The following is a 16,339-nucleotide window of genomic DNA, read 5'->3' as shown; positions in this document are numbered from 1 at the left end:
CCACTGCTCACTGGTCGCGGATTGCGGGTCTGGGCTCCGGAAAGCCGCAATCTGCGACCAGCGAGCAGAGGGGGGATCGGGCACGGGGTGCGGGATCCGGGGTTGCGTCGAGACTGGTTTTGTGACAAAACTAATCCGCGGCGACGACGCCGGAGACAGGAGTGGATCGATGCGGATCGGAATCATCGGCGCGGGGATCGGCGGGCTCGCCACCGCGCTCAGCCTGGAGGCCGCCGGCTTCCGCGACATCACGGTGCATGAGCGCACCGAGGAGATCCGCGGTCTCGGGGTGGGACTCAACCTGCTGCCGCACGCGATCCGCGAGCTCACCGAGCTCGGCCTGCGCGAGCGGGTCGAGGCGCTCGGCGTCGCCCCGGAGACCCTGGTCTACATGAACCGCTTCGGGCAGCACATCTGGAGCGAGCCGCGCGGCCTGGGCGCCGGCTACCGCTGGCCGCAGCTGTCCGTGCACCGCGGTCGGCTGCAGCTCGCGCTCCGGGACGCGGTCGTCGAGCGCCTCGGCGACGTCATCCGGCTCGGGCACCGCCTCGTGGGCGCGCAGAGCGAGGCCGACGGATCCGAGACCGTGCGCTTCGCCGCCGCCGCCGACGACGGTGAGGTCGAGGCCCGCTACGACCTGGTGATCGGCGCCGACGGGATCCACTCGGCCCTGCGCGCCCTGCGGTACCCGCAGGAGGGGGCGCCGCCGTGGAGCGGGCTGACCCTGTGGCGGGGCGTGGCCGACGCGCCCGTGCTCGTCGACGGTCGCACGATGATCATGGCGGGCGACGGCGAGCAGAAGTTCGTCGCCTATCCGCTCGGCGCCCCGGTGGACGGGCGCCAGCGACTGAACTTCATCGCCGAGCGCCGCGGCGTCGGCCCCTTCGAGAGCCTCAGGGACCGGCGCCGCGGCGTCGGCCCCTTCGAGAGCCTCAGGGACCGCGCGGACTGGAACCGGTCGGTGGATCCCGCGCCGATCGCGGCGCTGTTCTCCGACTGGGTGTTCGACGGGCTGGACGTGCCCGCGATCATCGCGAACGCGGACGAGATCCTGGAGTACCCGATGGTCGACCGCGACGCGCTGCCGCAGTGGACCTTCGGACGCACCACGCTCGTCGGCGACGCCGCGCACGCCATGTACCCGAACGGGTCGAACGGCGGATCCCAGGCGATCCTCGACGCACGCACCCTGGCGTTCCACCTCGGCGCCGCGATGGCGGCGGACGGCCGGGCTGCCGCGGCGGACGGCGGGCTCACCGCGATCGACACCGCGCTCGCCGGCTACGAGCAGGCACGTCGCCCCGCGATGACGGCGCTGCTCGCGGGAACCCGTGCCACGGGACCGGAGCGCGTGATGCTCCTGGCCGCCGAGCGCGCTCCGCAGGGCTTCGCTCGCATCGACGACGTGATCCCCCGCGCGGAGCGCGAGGAGATCGCGAACGCGTACAAGCGCGCCGCGGGATTCGACCCGTCGATCCTCAACGAGCGCGCGTCGCTCACCGTCGGAGCACCGGCGTGAGCCGCGCGGAGCTTGAGGGCGGCCCCGAGGGGCGGCTCGCCGCGGTCATCTCGCCGCTGCGCCGCACCCTGCTCGCCGCCGCCAGGGAGCGCGGCTCCCTGCCCGACATCCCCGACGCCCAGATCGAGGTTGTGCGTGCGCTGCTCCCGTCGCCGGACGGCGCGGAGCGCGGCCCCGCGGAGCTCGCCGACGCCCTGCATCTCAGCCGCTCGACCGTCAGCAATCTGCTGCGCGCGATGGAGGCCGACGGCCTGGTCGAACGGCGCCGGGGCGCCGGTGACGGACGGCGGGTCGTCGTGGCGGCCTCCGCGCGTGCGATCGACCTGTTCCACCGGTTCGACGAGGCCGCCGGAGAGCTGCTCCGCGAGGCGCTGGCGAGCCTGGATCCGTCCGACCGCTCGGCCGTGGATGCGGCGGTCCCGGCTCTCGAGCGACTCGCCGAGGCGCTGAAGGGGGCCAGCCGATGACCGACCTGTTCGCGGAGCTCCCGCAGCCCGCCCTCGAGCCGGCGTTCGACGTGACGGTGCAGGTCGGGCCGCCGATCGATCTCGGGGTCACCTCCGCCGGGCACCGCCGCGTCGTCCCGATCCTCGGCGGCAGGATCACCGGTTCGCTCGAGGCCGAGATCCTCCCGGGCGGATCGGACCGGCAGCTCATCCGCGAGGACGGCACGTTCGACATCGACGCCGACTACTCCGCGGTCACCGCTGACGGCCCGCTGCTGCTCCGGGCGCGGGGCGTGCGCACCGGCCCGTCCGAGGTGCTGGCGCGTCTCGGCCGTGGCGAGCCGGTGCCGCCGTCCGAGTACTACTTCCGCACGGTCGTGGAGTTCGAGTCCTCGGCGCCGCGGCACCGCGGGCTGCAGCGCGCGCTGCACGTCGCCGTCTGCCGCCGCGAGGGCTCCGCGGTGCACTATCGCGCCTACCGGCTGGGCTGAGCCGGACCCCGGGCGAGGGCGTGCGGACTAGATCCGTGCGTCCTGCCGGGGGATCCACACCTGCTTCACGATGATGAGGATCGAGGCGGTCACGGGCACCGCGATGAGCGCGCCGAGCAGCCCGAGCAGCGTGCCGCCGACCAGCGCGCCGATCACGACGAGGGATCCCGGGATCGCGATCGCCTTGCTCATCACCCGCGGCGTGATGACGTAGGCCTCGATCTGCATGTACACGACGTAGACGGCCGCGAAGATCAAGGCCATGAGCGGCGAGCTGAACAGGGCGATGCCCGTGCCGATGATCCAGAACAGCACGGATCCGACGAGCGGGATCAGCGTGATGAGGAACGCGACGGTCGCCATCAGCGGCGGGAACGGCAGCCCCAGCACGAGGTAGAGCAGGAAGACGATCATCGCGTTGATGAACGCGAGGCCGACCATGCCCATCACGTAGCCGCCCACCGACTCGGTGATCTGCTCGCTGATGCGGTCGATGCTGCGGCGGTCGCGGGCCGGCGCGAGGCGCAGCAGCCCGGCCTTCATCGACGGCAGCGTGGCGAGGAAGTAGAGGGTCAGCACGAGCACGATCAGCCCGCCGGAGACGCCCGTGGCGATGCCGGTCGCGATGCCCGTGCCGATCTGCAGGGCACCGCCGCCGATCTGCGCGATCCGACTGGGGTCGCTGAGGAACTTCTGCACCTCGGTGACGAGATCCGTCAGCCCCACCCCGAACTGGTTCTCCAGCCAGGCGTAGAAGTCCGTGTGCGTGAAGTTGCGGATCGTGTGGGGGATCCCGGTCACGAACGTGGCGATCTGGTCGATCACGGTCGGCAGGATCGCCAGCACGATGACGACGAGCACGAGGGCGAGTGCCACGATCACCGCCACGACCGACCAGGCGCGGGACAGCCCGCGCTTCTCGAGCCAGCGCACGGCGGGGTCGAGGCCGAGGGCGGCGAACAGCGCGAACGCGATGTAGATGAGCACGGTCGACAGGCTGCCGAGGGACAGGCCGAGCAGGATCGCGAGGAGCCCGCCGAGCGTGACGAGGAAGCCCAGCCGGACGGGCTTGTCGATGCGCGTCCAGAACGAGGCTCGCGGCGGTCCTGCCTCGACGAAGGTCACGGGAGGGACCGCGTCGGCGTCGTCGACGGAGTCTGCGGTCGCGGTCGCCGTGCCCGCGTTCTCGGCCGGGCCGGCGGGCGTCGCGGCGGTGTCTTCCGCCGCCTCCTCGGGGGTGCGGTCTTCGCGGGTCATGGCTTCACTGTAGGGGCCTGCGACGCGTTATCGTCGGAGGGATCGCTCGTCCGCCGCCCGGTGAGGAGACCCCGATGACCGCCGCCGATCCCCGCGCTGAACTGCTGCGACTGCGCGCCAGCATCGACAACATCGACGCCGCCCTCATCTTCATGCTCGCGGAGCGCTTCCGCTGCACGCAGCAGGTCGGCGTGCTCAAGGCCGAGCACGAGATGCCCGCGTCGGATCCGAACCGCGAGGAGCAGCAGGTGGCCCGCCTGCGCGCGCTCGCCGAAGAGGCCCACCTGGATCCGGAGTTCGCCGAGAAGTGGTTCAACTTCGTCGTCGCCGAGGTGATCCGCCACCACACCGAGGCCGCCGAGTCCCGCTGACCCGGCGGCCCCGCGCACGGCTCAGCCCGCGTAGCGCGTGTCGCCCACCGATCGCACGGTCCAGGTGCCCCGGGCGTGGCTGAGAACGCTGACCGCGCCGTTCTCGAGCGGAGCCGGCACCTCCGCGCCGAGCGACTCGAGCAGGCAGGTGATGGACATGCCGCTGGAGACGGCGAGGACGGCGCCGCCGAAACGCCGCGGCAGCGTGCGATCGGTCGCGGCGGCGGTCAGGGCGTCGTTCATGCGTGCGGCGACCTGAGCATGCGTCTCGGTCGGAAGCGCGGTGTCGGGATTGCTCGCCCCGAACGCATCGATGATGTGCGCGAGGGTGTCGAGCGGGCCCGCGGCGGCGAGCTGCGGGTAGGCGACGGATTGCTTCTCGCCCTCCCACCCGCCGTAGGCGACCTCGCGGAGTCCGGCGACCCGGATGGGCGTGAGGGCGGAGGAGGCTGCGGCGAGGATCCCGCTCGCCGTCTGGAAGTGTCGCGTCATGTCGGCGCAGTACGCCGCATCGAAGCCGCCGATCTCGGCGGCGAGGTTGCGGCCGACGTTCGCGGCGGTCTGGACGCCGGCGTCGGTGAGCGGTGAGTCGGACCATCCCTGGATGCGTCCGGCCTGGTTCAGCCAGGTGCGGCCGTGGCGCACGAGGTACACCGTGGTCGTGCGGTTCGGCGGAGCGGCCGGCGGTGCGGCGACCGCCTGAGGGGCACCGGTGACGGAGAGCGTTCCGGCGAGGGCGCTTCCGCCGAGCGCGAGCAGGGCTGTGCGACGGGACAGGTCGGGCATGTCATCTCCTTCGATGGACGGCATCGACGAAAGCCGTACGTTGTTCATGTTTCGTCGGTGGCGAAAGCCTAGCGATATTCGTGTTTCCGCGCGACGCCGTGGTTGGGGCAGGTGGGGGACGCCCCGCAAGACAGACTGACGGAACATGATCGTTTTGACGTATGATCGTGCAAGGTCGCGCACTTGCGGGACCGTGCCCGCCGAGGAGGACGTATGACCGACCCGAACGAGACTCTCGCCCCCGGCGCTCACATGCGCGCCGAGCTCGACTCGCAGCCCGACACCTGGGAGCGCGCCGCGGGCATGACCGCGGAACAGGCGCTGCTGCCCGCGAAGGGTCAGCGCGTGGCCGTGGTCGGCTGCGGCACCTCGTGGTTCATGGCGCAGTCCTACGCGGCGCTGCGCGAGCGCGCGGGCTTCGGCATCACCGACGCGTACGCGGCCAGCGAGGCGTTCATGGACCGCGGCTACGACGCGGTCGTGGCGCTGACGCGCTCCGGCACGACGACCGAGGTGCTCGAGCTCGTCGACCAGCTGAAGTCGGCCGGATCCGCCCCGCGCATCGTCGGCGTGATCGGCGACGAGACCTCCCCGCTCGTCGGCATGGTCGACGACGCCGTCCTGCTGCCCTTCGCGGACGAGAAGTCGGTCGTGCAGACGCGCTTCGCGACCACGGCGCTGGCCCTGTTCCGCGCGTCCCTGGGCGAAGACCTCACGGGCGCCATTGCCGACGTCCGCACCGCCCTCGCCGACGTCGACCCCACGCTCGCCGGCGCCGAGCAGTACACCTTCCTCGGCCGTGGCTGGACCATCGGGCTGGCGCACGAGGCCGCGCTCAAGATGCGCGAGTCGTCGCAGTCGTGGACCGAGTCGTACCCGTCGATGGACTACCGCCACGGTCCGATCGCCATCGCCGCGCCCGGCCGCATCACGTGGCAGTTCGGCGCGGCGCCCGAGGGGCTGGACGCGCAGGTCGCCGCGACGGGCGGACGCTGGGTGCAGCACCCGATCGACCCGATGGCCGATCTCGCCCGGCTGCACCGCGTGGCGCTCGACCGCGCGCTCGCCAAGGGGCTCAACCCCGACGAGCCGCGCAACCTCACCCGCTCGGTGATCCTCGAGGACTGAGGGATCCCGATGATGACCAGTGCCGACCGCGAGACCGCGTCGCACGACGCGGCCGAGGCCGCGCGCGCCGTGCCCGACGTCGTCACGGACGCGTCGGGGGATCCGCTCGCGCAGGCGGCGGAGCTCGGTGCGGGCGCGCCGGTGCTCGCGTTCGACGTGGGCGGCACCGACATCAAGTCGGCGCTGTTCGACGCCGACGGCGCCATGCTCGGGCTGCGCCGCACGCCCACGCCCGAGCCCGGCGCCGACCTGCCCGTGCGCCTCGTGGCGCGGCTGGTCGAGCTCGGAGCGCAGTTGCGCGAGGAGCATCCGGGCGTGGATCCGGTCGCCGTGGGGCTGGTCGTCCCCGGCATCGTCGACGAGGTCGCCGGGGTCGGTGTGTTCGCGAGCAACATGGGCTGGCGCGACGCCCCGATCCGCGCGCTCGCGGAGGAGGCGTTCGGGCTGCCCGTCGCGTTCGATCACGACGTGCGCACGGGCGGGTGGGCCGAGCACGTGCTCGGCGGTGCCCGGCCGTATCCGGACTCGATCGTGCTCATCATCGGCACCGGGATCGCGGGAGCGCTGCTGCTGGGCGGAGTGCCGTTCACCTCGGGCGGCTACGCCGGAGAAGTCGGGCACTCGCCGGTCGCGGACGAGCCCGTGTGCGCCTGCGGCGCCCGGGGATGCCTGGAGGCGATCGCGTCGGCCGGAGCGATCGCCCGGCGCTACACGGCGCGCACGGGTGTTCCCGTGGAAGGCGCCAAGGAGGTCATCGCCTTCGCCGGGGCGGGCGACGAGGCCGCCGCCGCCGTCTGGGACGAGGCGCTCGATGCGCTCGCCCTGTCGATCGCGCAGCTCACCGCGGTGATCGCGCCGCAGGCGGTCGTGATCGGAGGCGGGCTCTCCCGCGCCGGCGGCGCCCTGTTCGACGAGCTGCGTACCCGACTGCGCGCGCGGCTGAGCTTCCACCGCCTCCCCGAGCTGGTGCCCGCCCAGCTGCTCGGCAACGCGGGGATCCTGGGTGCGGCGCTGCGAGCCAGGAGCCTCGGATGATCGTCACCGTCACCCCGAATCCCGCCCTCGACCTCACCTGGCATGTCGACCGGATCCTGCCCGGCGGAACGCACCGCGCCGACACCGGCGTCGCCCGCGCGGGCGGCAAGGGCCTGAACGTGGCTCGCGTCGCGCACGCGCACGGCGCCCCCGTACGTGCGCTCGCCACCGCCGGGGGGCCGACCGGCGACGAGTTCGCCGCCGAGCTCGCCGCCTCCGGAGTGCCGCACGAGCTGATCCCGGTGCGGGGCGCGACTCGACGCAGCATCGCCCTGGTCGACGAACACCTCGGCGACACCACGATCGTCAACGAGCGCGGCCTGAACCCGGGTCCCGAGGAGTGGGCTGCTCTGGCGGAAGCCGTGCGCCGGTCGCTCGGCGATGCCCCCGTCCGCGGCCGCAAGCCGGTGCTGGTGCTCTCCGGATCGCTGCCCCCTGGTGCCCCCGACGAGCTGCTCCCCGGCCTGATCCGCCTCGGTCGCAACGTCGGAGCCACCGTGATCGCCGACACGTCAGGGCCGGCGCTCCTCGCCGCTGCGGATGCGGGGGCGACCGTGCTCAAGCCGAATGCCGCCGAACTCGCCGAGGCGACGGGCATCGCCGACCCCGTGGCGGGCGCGTGCGAGCTGCTGCATCGCGGCGCGTCGCTGGTGCTGCTGTCCCGTGGTGCGGACGGGATGCTCGCCGTCACGTCCGAGGAGATCGTGCGCGCCCGGCTCGCCGAGCCGCTCGCAGGCAACCCGACCGGCGCGGGCGACGCGGCCGTCGCCGCGTGCGCCGTGCTGCTGGCGCGGGGCGTGAAGGATCCGGTCGCGCTGCTGCGCCGGGCCACCGCATGGTCGGCGGCGGCGGTGCTGATGCCGCTGGCGGGCGAGATCCACCCGTCGTGGCCCGACCTCGAATCCGCTGTGATGGTCGACAGCCCGTCGTTGACCGCGCTGCGCCGTCCGTCCGTCGAAAGGACCCCCCGATGACCCTCGTCTCCGCCCGCGACCTCGTGCACGACGCGGCCCGCCGCGGCACCGGCGTCGGAGCCTTCAATGTGATCCACCTGGAGACCGCGGAGGCGCTCGTCTCCGCATCGGCCCAGGCCGGCCTGCCCGTGATCCTGCAGATCTCGCAGAACTGCGCCGACTACCACGGTGCGCTCGAGCCGATCGCACTCGCGACGCTCGCCGTCGCACGCCGCGCGTCGACGCCGGTGGCGGTGCACCTCGACCACGCCGAGCGCCCCGAGCTCGTCGACGAGGCCATCGCGCTCGGATTCGGATCCGTGATGTTCGACGGCGGCACGCTCGACTACGCGGACAACGTCGCGCTCACGGCGCAGGTCGTCGAGCGCGCGCACGCGGCGGAGGTCTACGTCGAGGGCGAGCTCGGCGAGGTCGGCGGCAAGGACGGTGCGCACGCCCCCGGGGTGCGCACCGATCCGCGGGAGGCGCGCGCGTTCGTCGAGGCGACGGGGGTGGACGCGCTCGCCGTGGCGGTCGGCTCCTCGCACGCGATGACCGATCGCACCGCCGCCCTCGACCTCGACCTCATCGCGCGGCTCCGCGAGGCCCTGCGCGGCGCCGGGGAGGACGGGGCGGACGTGCCGCTCGTGCTGCACGGGTCGAGCGGGGTGCCCGACGACACGATCGCGGCGGCGGTGCGGGCCGGGATGACGAAGATCAACGTCTCCACCCACCTGAACGGATTCTTCACCCGTGCCATCCGGCAGAGGCTGGAGGAGGACGAGCGCCTCGTCGACTCCCGGAAGTACCTCGCGCCGGCCCGCGACGCCGTCGCCGGCGAGGCCGCCCGCCTGCTGCGCCTCTTCGCCGGACCGACCCCGTCATGATCCTCCCCTTCGCATTCGAGGAGCGATGTTCGTCGCCGTCTACGCTGTTCCGGGGCGGACATCGCTCCCCGAAACCCGAAGGGGCGGCATGAACCGGGCCAATCGCCTCACGGCCATCCTCGACCTGCTCGCCGTCCGCGGCGACGTGTCGGTCGAGGAGCTCGCGGAGCGCTTCGACGCGTCGGCCGCCACGATCCGGCGCGACCTCGACAGCCTGTCCGAGCGGCGGCTCCTCACGCGCACGCACGGCGGCGCCGTCGCGCAGTCGGTCGCCTACGAGCTGCCGATCCGCTACAAGAGCCACCAGCGCACCTCCCAGAAGGAACGCATCGCGCAGGCCGCCTCGGCGCTCGTCTCCCCCGGGGCTGTCGTGGGACTCTCCGGCGGCACCACGACCACCGCCATCGCCACCGCGCTCGCGGCACGGGAGGACCTCGCCGAGCAGGGCCTCACCGTCGTCACCAACGCGGTGAACATCGCCGCACAGCTCGCCACGCGCCCCGACTTCAAGGTCGTGGTGACCGGCGGCGTGATCCACTCCCGCAGCTACGAGCTCGTCGGGCCGTTCGTGGAGCAGCTGCTCGCGGGCGTCAGTCTCGACATCGCCTTCATCGGCGTGAACGCGCTCTCGACGAGCGGCGTCGCGACCACGCACGACGAGCGCGAGGCCGCGGTGAACCGGATGATGGCGAGCCGTGCCCGCCGCGCCGTGATCGTCGCCGACTCGTCGAAGGTGGGGGCGTCGGCGTTCGCGGCGGTCGGCGGATCCGACCTCTTCCCCACGCTGCTCACCGACGACGGCCTCGCGCCGGACGATCGGCGCGCCCTGCGCGACGCCGGCTACGAGGTCGTCCTGGCGGACTGACGCACGGGATCCGGCCTCACGCCAGCGGGAAGTCCGCTTCGGCGCGCAGGCCGCCCTCGGGGCGGGCGGTGAGCATGCGTGCGATCCGCTCTGCCATCGCCGTCGGATCCCAATCGTGCCAGGCGCCGCGAAGCTCCTCCGCGGTCCCGTTCGCGGCCGACTCGGCGACGGCGGAGGCCGCTTCGGTCATGCCGGGGAACGTCTCCGTGCCGACGAGGGCCAGCACCGGGGCGTCGATCCCGGAGAGGAAGGCGCGGGGAGAGCGCTCCTCGACCAGGGCGAGCGCCGTGCCGTCGGGGATCCAGCTGTGCACCAGTGCAGGGAACTGCGGGGATGTGCGCAGCTCGTCGATCCACTCGGGGGGCATGCCCGCCATGTACCGGACGATCGCACCCTCGAGGTCCCCTGCGTCGATGCTTCTCTTCACGCCGGCCCACCACGCGGGCGCGCCCTCGGGGAACTGCCACAGAGGCGCCTCCCACAGCATCACCCCGGCGAGCGTGGGGACGCCGGCCGCGGCGAGGATCGCCAGGGCGCATCCCGACGAGTGCCCGATCAGCACGACCGGGGCGCTGAGCGCCTCGGAGACTGCGGTGATCGCGCTGAGTTCGCGGTCGAGGTCGACGGGACCGGAGGTGGCCGATTCGCCCCGTCCGAGGCGCTCGGGCACGGCCGCCCGGTATCCGCGTCCGGCGAGCAGACGCGCGGTAGACGAGGGGATCGGGTTCTCGGCCCGCCCCGGTCCCGCTCCCTGGACGAAGAGCGCTGCGGGGGCGCCCTCGGGCCCGTGCAGCTCGACGTCGACGGCGTCGCCGTAGGGCGTGCGCACTCGCATCACGCCACCGGTCCGTTCAACCGCACGCGCACCAGGTCGCCCGCGGCCTTGCCGAGCGCGGCCCGTGTGGCAGCCTTGACCGGACCGACGTGGGCGCCGTTGCCGATCGGCATGAGCGTGATCGCGACCGGCTGGTCGTCGATGGTCCCGGTCACCCGCACCGGCCTGCCGGTGCCGAAGAAGGCGCGCGATCCGGGAACGTCGAACACCGTCCAGGATGCAGCCTCGGGTGCGACGCGAAGACGGGCGTCGAACTGAAGAGCGGACTTCTCTGCCATGGGGCACCTCCACTTTCTAGACTGTTGAGTCTTGTTTTGGATATTAGACTCGCGAGTATGATTTGCGCAAGGAGGTGATCGGATGCGCCCGAGTTCGCAGCCGAAGCGAGCTGCGGCCCTTGCGGCGGCAGAGCGGCAGTTCCTCGCGACGGGATACGAGTCGGTCACGATGGAATCGATCGCGCAGGAGTCGGGGGTCGCGAAGCAGACGCTGTACAGCCACTTCGGCAGCAAGCGCGACCTGTTCCTGGAGATCGTGCGCGCCCAGACCGAAGGAGCGAGCGCCTCCGTCCTCGATCCCGCGCCGACCTTCCCCGACGCTTCCCATGCGCGCGAAGGCCTGCACGACCTTCTCGTCGCTCAGCTGACCGCCGTCCTCGATCCGCGGATCCTCGCGCTGCGTCGTCTCGTGATCGGCGAGCTGCGTCGTTCGCCGGAGCTCGCCGAGGCACTCTACGAGCTGGGACCGCGACGCGCGATCCTCGCTCTCACCGCGGTGGTGGACGAGCTCTGCGCCGCCGGCGTGGTCCGTCCGGTCGATGCCGAGCAGGCCGCCACGCAGCTGAACTGGCTGGTGATGGGGGAGCCGATCAATCGCGCCATGCTGCTCGGCGACGCGGCGGCGCTCTCCCCCGCGCAGATCCCCGCGCACGTCGAGGCCGCGCTCGACATGTTCTTCGCCGCCTACGGGGCGTGAGGGCTCCCTCTCGTCGCGGGGCGGCCCGAGACCCTCATGCCAGAGGGAAGCTCGCCTCGACGCGCAGGCCGCCCTCGGGGCGCGCGGTGAGCACGAGGGATCCGTCGAGCACCTCGACGATGGATCCCGCGATCGCCAGCCCCAGCCCGGATCCGCCGTGACCGCCGTCGCGCGCCCGTCCGGAGCCGCGCTGGAACGGCTCGACCAGCGTCGCGACGAGATCCGGGTCGAGCCTCTCGCCGGTGTTCTCCACCACAAGCGCGCCGCGGCCGCCCAGGCTCACCGTGCGCACGGTGGCCGAGCCGCCGGACGGCAGGTTGTGCACCAGCGCGTTCTGCACGAGGTTCAGGGCGAGTTGGTCGAGCAGCGCCGCATCGCCGCGCACGAACACCGGGTCGCCCACGGCGTCGATGCGCACGTCGTGCGCCGCCGCGACCTCGTGCAGCAGCTCGATCGCACCCTCCGCCGCGAGCGACAGGTCGACCTCGACCTGCTGCGGCGGGCGCGCATCCAGCCGTGCGAGCAGCAGCAGCGCCTCGGTGAGCGCGACCGCGCGCTCGTTCGCGGTGCGCAGCCGTTCGAGCAGCTGCGGCACGTCCGGATCCGGCTCGGCCTGCGCGACGTCGAGCAGTGCCCGCGTGATCGCGAGCGGGGTGCGCAGCTCGTGCGACGCGTTCGCGGCGAACCGCCGTTCGCGCTCCAGATCGGCCTGGATCCGGTCGAGCATCCCGTCGAACACGTCCGACAGCCGGCGGAACTCGTCGTCGCGTCCAGGCAGCGCCATCCGTGCGCTCAGCTCTCCCTCGCCCACGGCGCGGGCGGTGTCGGCCATGATCGCGAGCGGGCGCAGCACCCGGCCGGCGAGCAGCCAGCCGCCGAGCACGCTCAGCCCGATGAGCGCGAGCAGCGCCCAGGTCGCCGCCGGCACGAAGGCGCGAATCAGGTCGGTGCGGTTCGGCGCCCAGCTGCCGCCCGCCAAGGGGTCGCTGCTGTAGACCTCGCCGTCGGGCACGTAGCGCAGCAGCCAGAGCGCCACCACGCCCAGCAGCACGGCCCCGGCGATCGCGACCAGGGCCACGTAGCTGAGGGTGAGCCGCCATCGCACCGAGAGACCGGGGCTGCGCTCGGCGTGCGGCCCGAGGGGCACGGGTGCCATGGGCTCAGGCACGGGGAGCGGATTCCGTCGTGTGATCGTCGACGGGGCGGGCCGCCGCGTCGTCCGCGTCGATCCGGTAGCCGACGCCCGGCACGGTGAGGATCACCCACGGTTCCCCGAGCCGCTTGCGCAGCGCCGACACGGTGATCCGCACCGCGTTCGTGAACGGGTCGGCGTTCTCGTCCCAGGCCCGCTCCAGCAGCTCCTCCGCGCTGATCACCCCGCCCCCGGCCTCGACGAGCACCTGCAGCACGGCGAACTGCTTGCGGGTGAGCGCCACGTAGCGGCCGTCGCGGTAGACCTCGCGGCGGAAGGGATCGACGGTGATGCCCGCGAGCTCGTGCACGGGCGGGGTCGATCGCGGTGCGCGGCGGGCGAGCGCGCGGATGCGCAGCACGAGCTCGCGCATCTCGAAGGGCTTGGTGAGGTAGTCGTCGGCCCCGAGCTCGAAGCCGGTCGCCTTGTCGTCCAGCCGGTCGGCCGCCGTGAGCATGAGGATCGGCAGCCCGGATCCTGCGGCGACGATCGCGCGGGCGATGTCGTCGCCGCTCGGCCCCGGGATGTCCCGGTCGAGCACGGCCACGTCATAGGAGTTCAGGTCGAGCAGTTCCAGGGCGGTGTGGCCGTCGCCGGCCGTGTCCGCCGCGATCGCCGCGAGGCGCAGTCCATCACGGACCGCACCGGCCAGGGCGGGTTCGTCTTCCACGATCAGCACGCGCATGCCAGAAGCCTAGGCACCCGCGCGTATCGGGAGCGTATGCGAAAGCGCGTACGATCCCGCAACGTCCGCATCGATGGGGTGGAGGCATGGACACCCCCACGAGAACGACCACGTCCCTGCGGCCCGGCACGGCGCCCGAGTGGATCCTGGATCCGTCCGGCTCCACGGATCGGGAGCAGCGCGCGGGCGGGCGTCCTCCCCGCCCGCGGCGACGCGGGCGGGCGTCCTCCCCGCCCGCGTCGCCGGCTGTTCCGGCTGCTGGTCGTGCTGCTGGTGCTCGTGACGATCGGGGCGGGCGCGGCGGCAGCCGTGGTCACCGCGGCGATCGCCGCCCGGCCCGACTATCCGGACACGGTGGTCTCAGGCGGGACCGACGCCGGATCCGCGGTCGCCCGGGGCGGCGGCCGGCCGACCGCGGAGGACGGGTACATCGCGGACGGCGACTCGCTCGCCGTGTCGGACGCGGCGCTGGCGGTGGCCCGGCTGGATCCTGCCCTGCGCGAGGCTCTGCAGCAGGCGCACGCGGCGGCCGCGGAGGACGGCGTCGATCTGCGGGTCGGCGGGGGCTGGCGCTCGAAGGCGTACCAGGCGTGGCTGCTGCGCGACGCGGTGCGCACCTACGGGTCGGCCGCGGAGGCCGCGCGCTGGGTCGGCACTCCGGAGACCTCCCTGCATGTGAAGGGGCAGGCGGTCGACGTCTCGCCCTATGACGCGGCCGACTGGCTGAACCGCCACGGCGCGCAGTTCGGACTGTGCCGCACGTACGACAACGAGGCGTGGCATTTCGAGCTGAGCCCGTCGGCGGTCGGCGCCGGGTGCCCCCGATGTTCCGTGACCCGACCGAGGACCCGCGCATGCAGGGCTGAGCGGGTATCCCCCTCTTCGCTGGTCGCAGATTGCGGGTTTCAGCCCGTGGAAGTCGCAATCCGCGACCAGCGAGCAGCCGGGCGGGGAGCAGTCAGGGAGTTGCCGCCGACGGGTCGGGCTCAGTCCTCGGGGGCCATCTCGAAGTCGTACCACGACGGGACCGGGCGACCCGGGAAGGCCTCGTGCCACAGGGCCGACATGCTCAGCTCGCCCTCGCGGAGGTTCGGCACCTCGAAGCGCTCCTCGAGGATCCGCCCCGCGGTCTCCCGGTCGCCGACGGCCAGGGCCGCGCGGATTTCCACCACGCGGAACCGTCCGAGCCCGCGGAGCTCCGCCGGAAGTCCGCCGATCAGTGTGCGCACCTCGTCGGCCCGGCCGTCGGACAGCAGCGCCTCGGCGAGCTCGAGGGCCAGCGGGGCGAGATCGGGGGCGAGCTCGCGCGCCTCGGCGAGTCGATGGATCCCCTCCGCCTGCGCCGCGGTGCCGCCGTCGGACTGGCGCAGGGCGAGTCCGAGTCCGCGCAGCGCCCAGGGGCTGCGCCGGTGCCGCAGGGACGCCTCGTAGTGCGAGACCGCGGTGCCGTGCTCGCCGCGCGCGTGTGCCGCGACAGCACGGTGATAGTGGGTCAGCCAGGTCGAGGGCGCCTCGGCGAGCACGTGGTCCCACTCGTCGCCGGTGACGTACGAGTCAGGGGCGACGAGCGGATCCGGCTCCGCGATCCCGCGTCCGATGCGGTCGGACGGAGCATCCAGAAGGGCGGCCCAGTAGGCACCCTCCTCGCCGTCGCGCACGAAGCGCACTCCGGCCGGCGACGCGAACGCCGTTCCGGTGCGCGCGGCGAGCTCCTGCTCGAGCGCTCCCCAGGGCGACCCGATCGAGATCAGCGCCTCCGGGGCGACGTCGACGGAGGATTCGAGCCGGGCGATCCCGGCCGAGCCGATCCGCTCCGCCGCCTGCACCACCTGGGGGCCGACCTCGGCGACGGCGTCGTCCCAGCCCCCGTCGAGACGCGGATCCGCCAGCTGTAGCGGCAGGAAGGTCTCCGTCCACTCCCACGTCGCGCCGCCGGGCATCCGCAGATGCTCGTACTGCGTCGTGGCCAGCCCGGCCTGGATCTCGAAGTAGGCACCGGTCTCGCCGCCGAGCCAGTCGCACCAGCGGCGCCCGCCGGGGGTGTCTCCCCAGACGAAGAGCTTGCGGCCGGTGAGCGGCGCGGTCGAGACGTGAGCCAGGCCGGATCCCTCGGCGTCGACGGCGGCGATCCACGGGCGCGGCGCCGGGGCGTCTGCGGCGTCGGCGGAATCCGCGAGGCCGGGCGCGAGGTCGAAGAAGTAGTCGGCCGCGGCGGGCGCGGCGGCCGGGAAGCGCGGGTCGGCCTTGCGCAGATCGACGCGGCCGAGCGTGCCGTCGTAGCCCGTCATGTATGCGTGGGTGGCGGGCGCGAACACCCGGCTGCCCTCCGACTGGGCGACGGCGATGTTCGTCCACCAGTACATCCCGGTCTCACGGTCGCGCGGGTTGCGCACCCGCACGTGCACGTGCAGGGCGGGGCCTTCGAGCGTCGCGTCGATCTGCAGGATCAGCCCGCGCACCCGCTCGTACTCCCACAGGCGCAGGATGGGCTCGCCGTCGTCCCCGGTGAGCTCGGCGGCGTAGAGCGGATCGACCGTGAGCGGCCAGTGTCCGCGCATGCCGATGTTCCATTCGGCGCCGCCGGAGAACCAGGCGTCGCGCAGGGCGAGGTTCGCCGGCTGCAGGATCGCGTTGCGATAGACGAGGTCGCGCCCCGTGGTCTTGTCGAAGAGGCGCACGAGCCGGCCGCCCAGATCGAGGGCGAACTCTGCCCGCAGCTGCTCGTTCTCGAGCACGGCGACGCGCATCGGGGCGGGCGTGCGGGTGCGGTCGTAGCCGTCCTGGATCAGGTACGGATGGATCGACGACACCTGTCCGTACCGGATGTTCGCCGCCATCTCGGCGGGGAGCCCCTCGGCGGAGGCCTCATAGGGCGCCTGCGGCATCGCCGCGATCGCGGGGAGGGGGTTCGGGG

The 16,339-nt window shown here is 73.1% G+C and carries 17 protein-coding genes and 1 pseudogene; 11 read left to right on the top strand and 7 right to left on the bottom strand.

From position 1 onward, the window contains the following. Positions 1-169 precede the first annotated feature (169 nt). Genes RL72_RS01035 through RL72_RS01025 form a run of 3 tightly spaced genes read left to right on the top strand, consistent with a single transcriptional unit; the run spans position 170 to position 2,456 of the window. On the top strand, positions 170-1,519 hold the full coding sequence (locus tag RL72_RS01035; protein WP_045248943.1) for an FAD-dependent monooxygenase: 1,350 nt from the start codon (positions 170-172) through the stop codon (positions 1,517-1,519). Then, a complete protein-coding gene (locus RL72_RS20010) occupies positions 1,516-1,986 on the top strand; it encodes a MarR family winged helix-turn-helix transcriptional regulator (protein WP_045248942.1) in 471 nt (156 codons plus the stop codon). Before RL72_RS01035 ends, RL72_RS20010 begins: the two co-directional genes overlap by 4 nt. Then, positions 1,983-2,456 (top strand): DUF3237 domain-containing protein, encoded by a 474-nt coding sequence (locus RL72_RS01025; protein ID WP_045248941.1) that lies wholly within the window; start codon positions 1,983-1,985, stop codon positions 2,454-2,456. Before RL72_RS20010 ends, RL72_RS01025 begins: the two co-directional genes overlap by 4 nt. A 27-nt stretch (positions 2,457-2,483) precedes the next feature. On the opposite strand, the gene RL72_RS01020 is transcribed toward RL72_RS01025, so the two are convergent. After that, entirely contained in the window at positions 2,484-3,713 is a 1,230-nt protein-coding gene (locus tag RL72_RS01020) for an AI-2E family transporter (RefSeq protein ID WP_045248940.1), read from the bottom strand. 74 nt (positions 3,714-3,787) lie between these two features. On the opposite strand from RL72_RS01020, the gene RL72_RS01015 reads away from it, so the two are divergent. Further along, complete coding sequence (locus RL72_RS01015; RefSeq protein ID WP_045248939.1) at positions 3,788-4,084, top strand: chorismate mutase; 297 nt, start codon at positions 3,788-3,790, stop codon at positions 4,082-4,084. A 21-nt stretch (positions 4,085-4,105) separates the two neighbouring features. Here the strand turns inward: RL72_RS01015 and RL72_RS01010 are convergent, their stop codons facing one another. Beyond that, a complete protein-coding gene (locus tag RL72_RS01010) occupies positions 4,106-4,870 on the bottom strand; it encodes a histidine phosphatase family protein (RefSeq protein ID WP_045248938.1) in 765 nt (254 codons plus the stop codon). Between the two features lie 213 nt (positions 4,871-5,083). On the opposite strand from RL72_RS01010, the gene RL72_RS01005 reads away from it, so the two are divergent. From RL72_RS01005 to RL72_RS00985, 5 genes are all read left to right on the top strand, one after another. Then, positions 5,084-5,998 carry an SIS domain-containing protein gene (locus RL72_RS01005; protein ID WP_045248937.1) on the top strand — a complete coding sequence of 305 codons (915 nt, stop codon included), beginning with the start codon at positions 5,084-5,086 and terminating at the stop codon, positions 5,996-5,998. Between the two features lie 9 nt (positions 5,999-6,007). Further along, positions 6,008-7,033: an ROK family protein gene (locus tag RL72_RS01000; protein WP_248700323.1), complete on the top strand. Its 1,026-nt coding sequence runs from the start codon at positions 6,008-6,010 to the stop codon at positions 7,031-7,033. Then, positions 7,030-8,007, top strand: a complete 978-nt coding sequence (locus RL72_RS00995; RefSeq protein WP_045248936.1) for a 1-phosphofructokinase family hexose kinase — start codon at positions 7,030-7,032, stop codon at positions 8,005-8,007. The genes RL72_RS01000 and RL72_RS00995 overlap by 4 nt, the downstream gene beginning before the upstream one ends. Beyond that, the gene (locus tag RL72_RS00990) at positions 8,004-8,873 is read left to right on the top strand and encodes a class II fructose-bisphosphate aldolase (RefSeq protein WP_045248935.1); all 870 of its coding nucleotides are present in this window, start codon (positions 8,004-8,006) and stop codon (positions 8,871-8,873) included. The genes RL72_RS00995 and RL72_RS00990 overlap by 4 nt, the downstream gene beginning before the upstream one ends. A gap of 88 nt (positions 8,874-8,961) precedes the next feature. Continuing rightward, a complete protein-coding gene (locus RL72_RS00985) occupies positions 8,962-9,738 on the top strand; it encodes a DeoR/GlpR family DNA-binding transcription regulator (protein ID WP_045248934.1) in 777 nt (258 codons plus the stop codon). A 16-nt stretch (positions 9,739-9,754) separates the two neighbouring features. On the opposite strand, the gene RL72_RS00980 is transcribed toward RL72_RS00985, so the two are convergent. Continuing rightward, positions 9,755-10,573, bottom strand: a complete 819-nt coding sequence (locus RL72_RS00980; RefSeq protein ID WP_045248933.1) for an alpha/beta hydrolase — start codon at positions 10,571-10,573, stop codon at positions 9,755-9,757. Beyond that, positions 10,573-10,851, bottom strand: a complete 279-nt coding sequence (locus RL72_RS00975) for a DUF1905 domain-containing protein (RefSeq protein WP_045248932.1) — start codon at positions 10,849-10,851, stop codon at positions 10,573-10,575. Before RL72_RS00975 ends, RL72_RS00980 begins: the two co-directional genes overlap by 1 nt. Before the next feature lie 82 nt (positions 10,852-10,933). Here RL72_RS00975 and RL72_RS00970 point away from each other — a divergent pair, with 82 nt between their 5' ends. After that, positions 10,934-11,548, top strand: coding sequence for a TetR/AcrR family transcriptional regulator (locus RL72_RS00970; RefSeq protein ID WP_045248931.1), 615 nt, complete (start codon positions 10,934-10,936; stop codon positions 11,546-11,548). A gap of 34 nt (positions 11,549-11,582) precedes the next feature. Here RL72_RS00970 and RL72_RS00965 read toward each other — a convergent pair whose 3' ends face one another. After that, a complete protein-coding gene (locus tag RL72_RS00965; RefSeq protein ID WP_045248930.1) occupies positions 11,583-12,704 on the bottom strand; it encodes a sensor histidine kinase in 1,122 nt (373 codons plus the stop codon). 4 nt (positions 12,705-12,708) lie between these two features. After that, positions 12,709-13,425: a response regulator transcription factor gene (locus RL72_RS00960; protein ID WP_045248929.1), complete on the bottom strand. Its 717-nt coding sequence runs from the start codon at positions 13,423-13,425 to the stop codon at positions 12,709-12,711. Positions 13,426-13,461: 36 nt separating this feature from the next. Here RL72_RS00960 and RL72_RS20180 point away from each other — a divergent pair. Then, a pseudogene (locus tag RL72_RS20180) lies at positions 13,462-14,136 on the top strand (D-alanyl-D-alanine carboxypeptidase family protein); the annotation flags it as partial. 275 nt (positions 14,137-14,411) lie between these two features. Here the strand turns inward: RL72_RS20180 and RL72_RS20175 are convergent. Then, the coding region (locus RL72_RS20175; protein WP_045248928.1) for a DUF5107 domain-containing protein at positions 14,412-16,339 on the bottom strand (1,928 nt) is incomplete at its 5' end.

This window comes from Microbacterium azadirachtae (assembly GCF_000956545.1).
GTDB classification, from domain to species: domain Bacteria; phylum Actinomycetota; class Actinomycetes; order Actinomycetales; family Microbacteriaceae; genus Microbacterium; species Microbacterium azadirachtae.
Note: the sequence above shows the minus strand (reverse complement) of the source record. Positions and strands in the feature narration are given on the sequence as shown.

What these genes read in the sequence shown, in the direction of transcription:
- RL72_RS00960 (WP_045248929.1), bottom strand. Translation starts at nt 13,425, where the DNA reads ATGCGCGTGCTGATCGTGGAAGACGAACCCGCCCTGGCCGGTGCGGTC.
- RL72_RS00975 (WP_045248932.1), bottom strand. Translation starts at nt 10,851, where the DNA reads ATGGCAGAGAAGTCCGCTCTTCAGTTCGACGCCCGTCTTCGCGTCGCA.
- RL72_RS01020 (WP_045248940.1), bottom strand. Translation starts at nt 3,713, where the DNA reads ATGACCCGCGAAGACCGCACCCCCGAGGAGGCGGCGGAAGACACCGCC.
- RL72_RS01015 (WP_045248939.1), top strand. Translation starts at nt 3,788, where the DNA reads ATGACCGCCGCCGATCCCCGCGCTGAACTGCTGCGACTGCGCGCCAGC.
- RL72_RS01025 (WP_045248941.1), top strand. Translation starts at nt 1,983, where the DNA reads ATGACCGACCTGTTCGCGGAGCTCCCGCAGCCCGCCCTCGAGCCGGCG.
- RL72_RS01005 (WP_045248937.1), top strand. Translation starts at nt 5,084, where the DNA reads ATGACCGACCCGAACGAGACTCTCGCCCCCGGCGCTCACATGCGCGCC.
- RL72_RS00995 (WP_045248936.1), top strand. Translation starts at nt 7,030, where the DNA reads ATGATCGTCACCGTCACCCCGAATCCCGCCCTCGACCTCACCTGGCAT.
- RL72_RS00965 (WP_045248930.1), bottom strand. Translation starts at nt 12,704, where the DNA reads ATGGCACCCGTGCCCCTCGGGCCGCACGCCGAGCGCAGCCCCGGTCTC.
- RL72_RS00990 (WP_045248935.1), top strand. Translation starts at nt 8,004, where the DNA reads ATGACCCTCGTCTCCGCCCGCGACCTCGTGCACGACGCGGCCCGCCGC.
- RL72_RS00985 (WP_045248934.1), top strand. Translation starts at nt 8,962, where the DNA reads ATGAACCGGGCCAATCGCCTCACGGCCATCCTCGACCTGCTCGCCGTC.
- RL72_RS01035 (WP_045248943.1), top strand. Translation starts at nt 170, where the DNA reads ATGCGGATCGGAATCATCGGCGCGGGGATCGGCGGGCTCGCCACCGCG.
- RL72_RS01000 (WP_248700323.1), top strand. Translation starts at nt 6,008, where the DNA reads ATGATGACCAGTGCCGACCGCGAGACCGCGTCGCACGACGCGGCCGAG.
- RL72_RS00980 (WP_045248933.1), bottom strand. Translation starts at nt 10,573, where the DNA reads ATGCGAGTGCGCACGCCCTACGGCGACGCCGTCGACGTCGAGCTGCAC.
- RL72_RS01010 (WP_045248938.1), bottom strand. Translation starts at nt 4,870, where the DNA reads ATGCCCGACCTGTCCCGTCGCACAGCCCTGCTCGCGCTCGGCGGAAGC.
- RL72_RS00970 (WP_045248931.1), top strand. Translation starts at nt 10,934, where the DNA reads ATGCGCCCGAGTTCGCAGCCGAAGCGAGCTGCGGCCCTTGCGGCGGCA.